Here is a 6,928-nt window from a genome sequence, read left to right as displayed (position 1 = left end):
GCCACTCGCGGCCCCCCCCCTCTGACACCCATACACCTGTTCCCCCGGCCCCCTTCGGGGGGGGGGCCCGCCGCGCGGGGGCCCCCTCCCCCCCTTCTCATATGACTCTCACTGGGAAACCGTGAGCACTCCCGTGCGGTAGACCGTGCCCGCGCAGGCGTTGGAGATCGTCGTCTGCGCCGACGGGGAACCCGCCTCCGGGGTGTGCGTCACGGCGATGCTGCCGTCCGCGGTCCCGCCGTCCTCGCTGCCGAACTGCGCTTCCGTGCCCGTCGAGGCCGCACCTTCACCCGTGGAACCGCCGGCACCGTCCGTCGGCGTGGGGCTGGGCGGCGGTACGGTCTCCGGACAGGTGTCCGACGGCACCCAGGCGAACCGCACCTCGTACGCCATGGCCGGCTTCAGCATCACCGTGCCGGGCTCCAGCGAGGGATCGGGCAGCCCGGACGCCGGGTCACCCGCGGTGTGCTGGACGACCTGGACCTTGAGGGGGTCGGCCGCGCCCATCGCCTGCACGCCCACCGAGCCGTCGCCGCTGACCGAGCACTCCTCGCCGGACATGTTGGAGATCCGGAAGGTGCCGTACACCGTGCCGTCCGCGCCCGGGGCGCCCGCTTCGGCCGAGTCGACACGCAGCTGGCCCGGACCGCAGCTGGGCACGGCGGCCGCCTCGGAGCGCGGTGTGTCGGCGACGCCGCCGATGCCCTGGGGGTCGGGGGTGTCGTCGCCCTCCGAGGAGGGGGAGGCGGAGGCGTCGGGTTCGCCCTTGCCGCCGTCGGTCACCTCGTCGGCGGGTCCGGGTTCCTTGTCGTCGCCGGGCTCCTCGCCGGGTTCCTCACCGCTGCCGCCCTGGGCCTGCTCGCCGTGACCGGCGATGGCGGAGTTGACGCCGGTCTCGCCGTCCGAACGTGCGACGTGCACGAACGCGGGAACGGCGGTGCCGATCAGCAGGGCGGCGGCGGCGACACCGACGACGGCCTGCCGCCGCCGCGCGCGACGGGCGGGCACGGCGCGGTGGAGGTGGTCGAGGGTGCCGTTGGAGGGTTCGAGGTCCTGTACGGCACCGCGGAGCATGCGGCGCAGAGCGAGTTCGTCGAGACCGGCGTCCGGGTCGTGGCCGGCGTCCGCGCCGGGACCGCCATCAGCGTCCGGGCGGCTCGCCGGGCCGCGTCCGAAGAGACTGGTCAGCACGCTCGTGTCCGCCGCCGAGTCGCCGTCGGGAGCGGGAGCCGCGGAGTCGCCGTCGGGAGCGGGAGCCGCGGAGTCGCCGTCGGCCGCCGTGTCCCGGGCCTGCACGCTGTGTGGCTCCGGTTCAGGCTGCGGCGCGACGTCCCGTTCCAGTTCCCGTTCCGGTTCGAGCTCCGGTTCCTGGTCCGGAGCCTGACCCTGGGACTGGCCCCGGTCCTCGGCGCCATCCGAAGAGGCGGATGAGAGGGCCTCCGGTGTGTTCTCCGACCCGTGGTTCACAATTCCGTTTCCAGTCCGGTCGCTCTCACGCCTGTGCTCGGGGCCACTCATGCCTGCGCCTCCATCACGACGCGCAGCGCCGCGATGCCTCGGGAACCGTATGCCTTGACCGAGCCCAGCGATATTCCCAGCGTCTCCGCGACCTGGGCCTCCGTCATGTCAGCGAAGTAGCGCAGCACCAGCACCTCTCGCTGGCGTCGCTGCAGCCCCTTCATCGCCTTGATCAGCGCGTCCCGCTCCAGCTGGTCGTACGCCCCCTCCTCCGCGCTCGCCATGTCCGGCATCGGCTTGGAGAGCAGCTTCAGCCCGAGAATGCGGCGACGCAGTGCGGAACGGGAGAGGTTGACCACGGTCTGGCGGAGGTACGCGAGCGTCTTCTCCGGGTCGCGGACCCGGTTGCGCGCCGAGTGCACGCGGATGAACGCCTCCTGCACCACGTCCTCACACGACGCGGTGTCGTCCAGCAGCAGGGCCGCTAGGCCGAGCAGCGAGCGGTAGTGGGCGCGATACGTCTCCGTGAGGTGGTCGACCGTGGTCCCCGCAGCCACCGTCTCCTCAGCGCCCCCGCGCTGCGAAGGCAGCCGGGTGGATCGCGCAGCGGGCATGGGCGCGATCACCGGCATACCGCCGGCCGCGCGGGGCCTCCGGAGCGGACGCAATGAAGCGCCTCGCAACGGGCCCACCACTGTGATGTCGAGAACCTCTGCCACGCCAGTTGGACACGCTGCCCCCCGTCAGGGTTGTACGCGTGCGCCACTGTGTTTGGCGCTGTGCGACATGCCCTCATACGTACCTGCTCTTCCCCGAATGCCCCATACATGCGCCCCGCCACGCAAGGGTGACGGCATAGACGCAGCCGCCCGACTCGCGGTTGCAGAAAGCCAGGAGATCATCGTCGGACACGGCAATGTCCCAGCTCAAGAGGTTCAGACCTGCTACTTCCTCACAGGGAACGCACAGATCCTACAAAACCGGCTCGATCAGGTACGGGGAAATTCGGCGGCCACCGATTCGGCGATCTGCGCAACATTCAGCGCCGCACCTTTTCGGAGGTTATCGCCGCAGATGAACATTTCGAGCGCTCTCGGATCGTCCATGGACCGCCGGACACGGCCGACCCAGGTCGGATCGGTGCCGACTACATCTGACGGGGTGGGGAAGTCGCCGGCCGCCGGACTGTCGAAGAGCACCACGCCGGGCGCGGTCGCGAGGATCTCGTGGGCCCGGTCCACGGCGACCTCGTTCTCGAAGCGCGCGTGGACGGACATGGAGTGCGTCGCGACGACGGGCACGTACACGCAGGTCGCGCTGACCCGCAGACCCGGCAGGTCCAGGACCTTGCGGCACTCGTCGCGGATCGCCATCTCCTCGGAGGACCAGCCGTTCCCGGCATCGGCCCCCGCCCACGGCACGACGTTCAGCGCCACGGGCGCGGCGAAGGGGCTCGCGTCACCGCCGCCCAGGGCGCGTCGTACGTCTCCGGGGTGGGTGCCCAGCTCCGTACCGGCCACCAGGGACAGTTCCTCGCGGAGTGCGGCGACGCCTTCGCGGCCCGCGCCGCTCACCGCCTGGTAGGAGGAGACGATCAGTTCCTGAAGGCCGAATTCCGCGTGCAGGGCACCGACCGCGACGATCAGCGACAGCGTCGTGCAGTGCGGGGACGCGACGATGCCGCGCGGCCGGAGCCGGGCGGCATGGGGGTTGATCTCGGGGACGACCAGCGGCACGTCGTCGTCCATGCGGAACGCCGCCGAGTCGTCGATGACCACCGCGCCCTTGGACGCGGCGACCGGCCCCCATCGGGCGGACACCTGGTCCGGCACCAGGAAGAGGGCCACGTCGACGCCGTCGAACACGTCCTCGTCGAGAGCGAGGACCTCTGTCTCCGCACCGCGGACGACCAGCTTGCGGCCGGCCGAACGCGGTGAGGAGATCAGCTTCACGTCGCCCCAGACATCCGCGTGCTGCGAAAGGATCTGGAGCATGACGCCGCCGATCACCCCGGTCGCACCGACGACCGCGAGCGAAGGGCGGCTGCGTGTCATCGTCCGGTGCCCCCGTAGACCACGGCCTCGTCGGAGTCGCTGTCGAGCCCGAAGGCGGTGTGCACGGCGCGCACGGCCTCGATGACGTCGTCGGCGCGGGTGACCACCGAGATGCGGATCTCGGATGTCGAGATCAGCTCGATGTTCACGCCCGCGTCGGACAGGGCCTCGAAGAAGCCCGCCGTGACACCCGGGTTGGTCTTCATACCCGCGCCGACCAGGGAGATCTTGGCGATCTGGTCGTCGTAACGCAGCGAGTCGAAGCCGATCGCGCCCTTCTGCCGCTCCAGGGCGTCGATGGCCTTGCGGCCCTCGGACTTCGGGAGCGTGAAGGAGATGTCCGTCAGACCCGTCGACGCGGCGGAGACGTTCTGCACCACCATGTCGATGTTGACTTCCGCGTTCGCGATGGTGCGGAAGATCGCGGCGGCCTCGCCCGGCTTGTCGGGCACGCCGACGACCGTGACCTTGGCCTCCGAGATGTCGTGGGCGACTCCGGAGATGATCGCGTGCTCCACCTGCTGGTCCCCTTGCGGCTCGTTGCTGACCCAGGTGCCGCGCAGTCCGGAGAAGGACGAGCGGACGTGGATCGGAATGTTGTAACGGCGTGCGTACTCGACGCAGCGGTGCAGCAGCACCTTGGAGCCGGACGCGGCCAGCTCCAGCATGTCCTCGGAGGAGATCCAGTCGATCTTCCGGGCCTTCTTCACGACCCGGGGGTCGGCGGTGAAGACGCCGTCCACGTCGGTGTAGATCTCACAGACCTCGGCGTCCAGCGCGGCCGCGAGCGCGACCGCGGTGGTGTCGGACCCGCCCCGGCCCAGGGTGGTGATGTCCTTCTTGTCCTGGGACACACCCTGGAACCCGGCGACGATCGCGATGTTGCCCTCGTCGAGCGCGGTACGAATCCGGCCCGGCGTGACGTCGATGATCCGCGCTTTGTTGTGAACCGAGTCGGTGATGACGCCGGCCTGGCTGCCCGTGAACGACTGGGCCTCATGGCCCAGGTTTTTGATCGCCATGGCCAGCAGCGCCATGGAGATCCGCTCTCCCGCGGTCAGCAGCATGTCGAACTCACGCCCGGCAGGGATCGGGGAAACCTGCTCGGCGAGATCGATCAACTCGTCCGTCGTGTCGCCCATCGCTGACACCACGACAACCACCTGGTTGCCGTTCTTCTTGGCATCGACGACTCGCTTGGCGACGCGCTTGATGCCCTCGGCATCGGCTACGGAGGAGCCTCCGTACTTCTGCACGACAAGGCCCACGTGCGCTCCTCGCTCAATTCAATAGTGCGGTCGGCTCAGTTTAACGAGCAGCCCGGAATCGACCTGTCCTTACCAGATGGTGAGATGTCCCGCCCACCAGCTGGTCCGGCGTGTCGTTCCGAACTGCTCGTACGAGGTTGCTGCCCGGCGAGTCACGAACCACGCCCGTTTGTGTCCCAGCCCACACCGATGGGGGTCACTCGACCGCGCTCACCCGCCCCGGCCGGCGATCCCGGGCTGACGAGGTCCACGTCCGGCCCCCTTTCAGCGCGGGGAATCACGGGACCACCTCCACGATAGGTCGATGTGCACGGGGTCACACATGCTGTCGCGCACTCGCGCGCCCTCACCGGCGCCTCGGCAGCGGAAGGGTCCCGCGGCCGGACGCGGCGCGCAGTTCGGCCACCCGGGCCGCGACGTCCGTCGCACGGCGGGGGCGGGCCAGGAACGTGTCCGGGACGTCGCCGGTGGCGCCGGCCGCCTCGTCGCGGTCGATGTCGGCGCGGCAGTCCACGCAGACGCCGTCGACCAGCGTGGTCGTGCTCTCGTCCTCGTCGCAGAACGCGCACATCATCTCGGCGCCGACGACCTCCTCGCGGAAGGCGCTCTTCCGGGGCTGCGGAGCAGGGGGCATCTTGTTCTCCAGTCGCTTACGAAGGAAGGCCCCGGCGGAATGCACGGAGGCCGGCAACCCCGCCACCAGGGCCTGGGCGACCTGCTCACGGCCGACACCACGCACCATCCACTCGTCGACCAGGTGTTCGAGCACGACGCACTCGCCGTCGGAGAGCTGGAGCCTGGGCTCCCTGCGGCCGAGTCCCGCCAGGACGTCGTACGCCTCCGAGCGCGCGGGCGGCTCGCCCTGCGGCTCCTGCCCCGCCTCCGGGACGGCGTCCGGCTGGCCGGGCACGTCCACGCCCCTGATGAACCGCACGAACTCCGTCCACCAGGCCGCGTCGCGGGCCGTCCGGGAGAAGTACGTACGCGTCACCCAGCGCTTTCCGCCGCCGTCGACCGTGAGGTGGACCTTGATGCGGCGCAGATGCCCGGCCCTCGTCAGCCGGTCCAGCGCGCTGCGGCACGCCTGCTGGCCGTAGTCGGAGAGCTCTTCGGCGAGCGGCTTGTAGCCGATGGCGGAGCCTTCGGGGAGCCGGTCGACGTACGCGGCGATCGCCGCTTCCCTGGCGGGCAGGTGGGCGAAGTCGGCCGCACCGCGCGGGGCTTGGTCGGGCGCGTGACGCTTGCCATAACCGGCTTTCGCCATGGGGTGGGACGGCGCGCGCAGGGCGGCACTAATGTGGGTCGTAGCCATGGGATCGCTCTTCTCGATCTCGTTCGGCAAGACCCCGGCCGGTGTTGGCGCACCGCCGGGGTCGTCCGTTTTTCGGATTGTGGGTTGCTCAACGCGAACTTAGAGCGTGCACACGCTGTGGCGCAAGCCGGTCACCGAAAGTCACTTCCCGTGCCATCTGCACGCGTCCGCGCAGGACTTGGGAGGGTGGGTGGGATTCAACCTCACCACCCATTCCTTCAAGAAAGAGCTCGGGGCTCGGGGCTTGAGCTCCGGGGCGACCTGCGACAACTGCCCCTGGGTAGGCTCATGTTCATGCCAGTTACGTGGAACGACGCCGTTCGAAGGCTCCTGGACGAGCCCCTTCCCGCAGTCCTCGCCACCGTGAACGCCGACGGAAGTCCGCAGACCTCGGTGGTCTGGATCGGCCGGGACCAGGACGACATCCTCATCTCCACCGCGGAGGGCCGCCGCAAGGACCGGAACGTACGCCGCGATCCTCGCGTCAGCCTGACGGTGTACGACCCCAAGGACCCGCTCCAGTACGTCGAGATCCGCGGCACCGCCACGGTCACCGCCGACCCCGGCCGCGCCCTGGCCGTCCGTCTGGCGGAGGAGTACGAGGGCCCGGGCGCCGGCGAGGAGTACCTGTCGCTCCCGCCGGAGGTGGTCCGCGTCGTGATCAGGATCGCGCCGCAGCACATGGTGGGTACGGCCACGGAGTAGAAGACGCCGGGGGTGGTGCCCACGTGGGCACCACCCCCCGCGGGGTGTTCGTCGGGCCCTCTGAACAGGGGCTTTTAAACAAATACCAGCCCCCCCGACAGGGCAAAAAAGGGGTTGGCGTCGTGGGGGTG

6 protein-coding genes are annotated in these 6,928 nt (G+C 70.0%); 1 reads left to right on the top strand and 5 read right to left on the bottom strand.

Translation table 11 applies throughout. The features are described from left to right. Positions 1–108: 108 nt before the first annotated feature. The 5 genes from ACFWSK_RS12820 to ACFWSK_RS12800 all read right to left on the bottom strand — a co-directional run bounded on the left by ACFWSK_RS12820 (position 109) and on the right by ACFWSK_RS12800 (position 6,092). Complete coding sequence (locus ACFWSK_RS12820; RefSeq protein ID WP_383784069.1) at positions 109–1,467, bottom strand: hypothetical protein; 1,359 nt, start codon at positions 1,465–1,467, stop codon at positions 109–111. 47 nt (positions 1,468–1,514) lie between these two features. Next, positions 1,515–2,090, bottom strand: a complete 576-nt coding sequence (locus ACFWSK_RS12815; protein ID WP_362848596.1) for a SigE family RNA polymerase sigma factor — start codon at positions 2,088–2,090, stop codon at positions 1,515–1,517. Positions 2,091–2,447: 357 nt separating this feature from the next. Then, positions 2,448–3,512 carry an aspartate-semialdehyde dehydrogenase gene (locus ACFWSK_RS12810; protein ID WP_383784066.1) on the bottom strand — a complete coding sequence of 355 codons (1,065 nt, stop codon included), beginning with the start codon at positions 3,510–3,512 and terminating at the stop codon, positions 2,448–2,450. Further along, complete coding sequence (locus ACFWSK_RS12805; RefSeq protein ID WP_173313876.1) at positions 3,509–4,780, bottom strand: aspartate kinase; 1,272 nt, start codon at positions 4,778–4,780, stop codon at positions 3,509–3,511. Before ACFWSK_RS12805 ends, ACFWSK_RS12810 begins: the two co-directional genes overlap by 4 nt. Before the next feature lie 346 nt (positions 4,781–5,126). Continuing rightward, the gene (locus ACFWSK_RS12800) at positions 5,127–6,092 is read right to left on the bottom strand and encodes a hypothetical protein (protein ID WP_383784064.1); all 966 of its coding nucleotides are present in this window, start codon (positions 6,090–6,092) and stop codon (positions 5,127–5,129) included. A 294-nt stretch (positions 6,093–6,386) separates the two neighbouring features. Between ACFWSK_RS12800 and ACFWSK_RS12795 the strand changes: the two genes are divergently transcribed. Further along, a complete protein-coding gene (locus ACFWSK_RS12795; protein WP_383784061.1) occupies positions 6,387–6,797 on the top strand; it encodes a PPOX class F420-dependent oxidoreductase in 411 nt (136 codons plus the stop codon). Positions 6,798–6,928: the final 131 nt, after the last annotated feature.

The sequence above is a fragment of the Streptomyces sp. NPDC058620 genome (genome assembly GCF_042717135.1).
Lineage (GTDB): Bacteria > Actinomycetota > Actinomycetes > Streptomycetales > Streptomycetaceae > Streptomyces.
This window is presented reverse-complemented; position numbering and strand designations above follow the sequence as displayed.

Coding starts and splice junctions, on each gene's coding strand:
- ACFWSK_RS12795 (WP_383784061.1), top strand. CDS start 6,387: ATGCCAGTTACGTGGAACGACGCCGTTCGAAGGCTCCTGGACGAGCCC.
- ACFWSK_RS12810 (WP_383784066.1), bottom strand. CDS start 3,512: ATGACACGCAGCCGCCCTTCGCTCGCGGTCGTCGGTGCGACCGGGGTG.
- ACFWSK_RS12800 (WP_383784064.1), bottom strand. CDS start 6,092: ATGGCTACGACCCACATTAGTGCCGCCCTGCGCGCGCCGTCCCACCCC.
- ACFWSK_RS12815 (WP_362848596.1), bottom strand. CDS start 2,090: ATGCCGGTGATCGCGCCCATGCCCGCTGCGCGATCCACCCGGCTGCCT.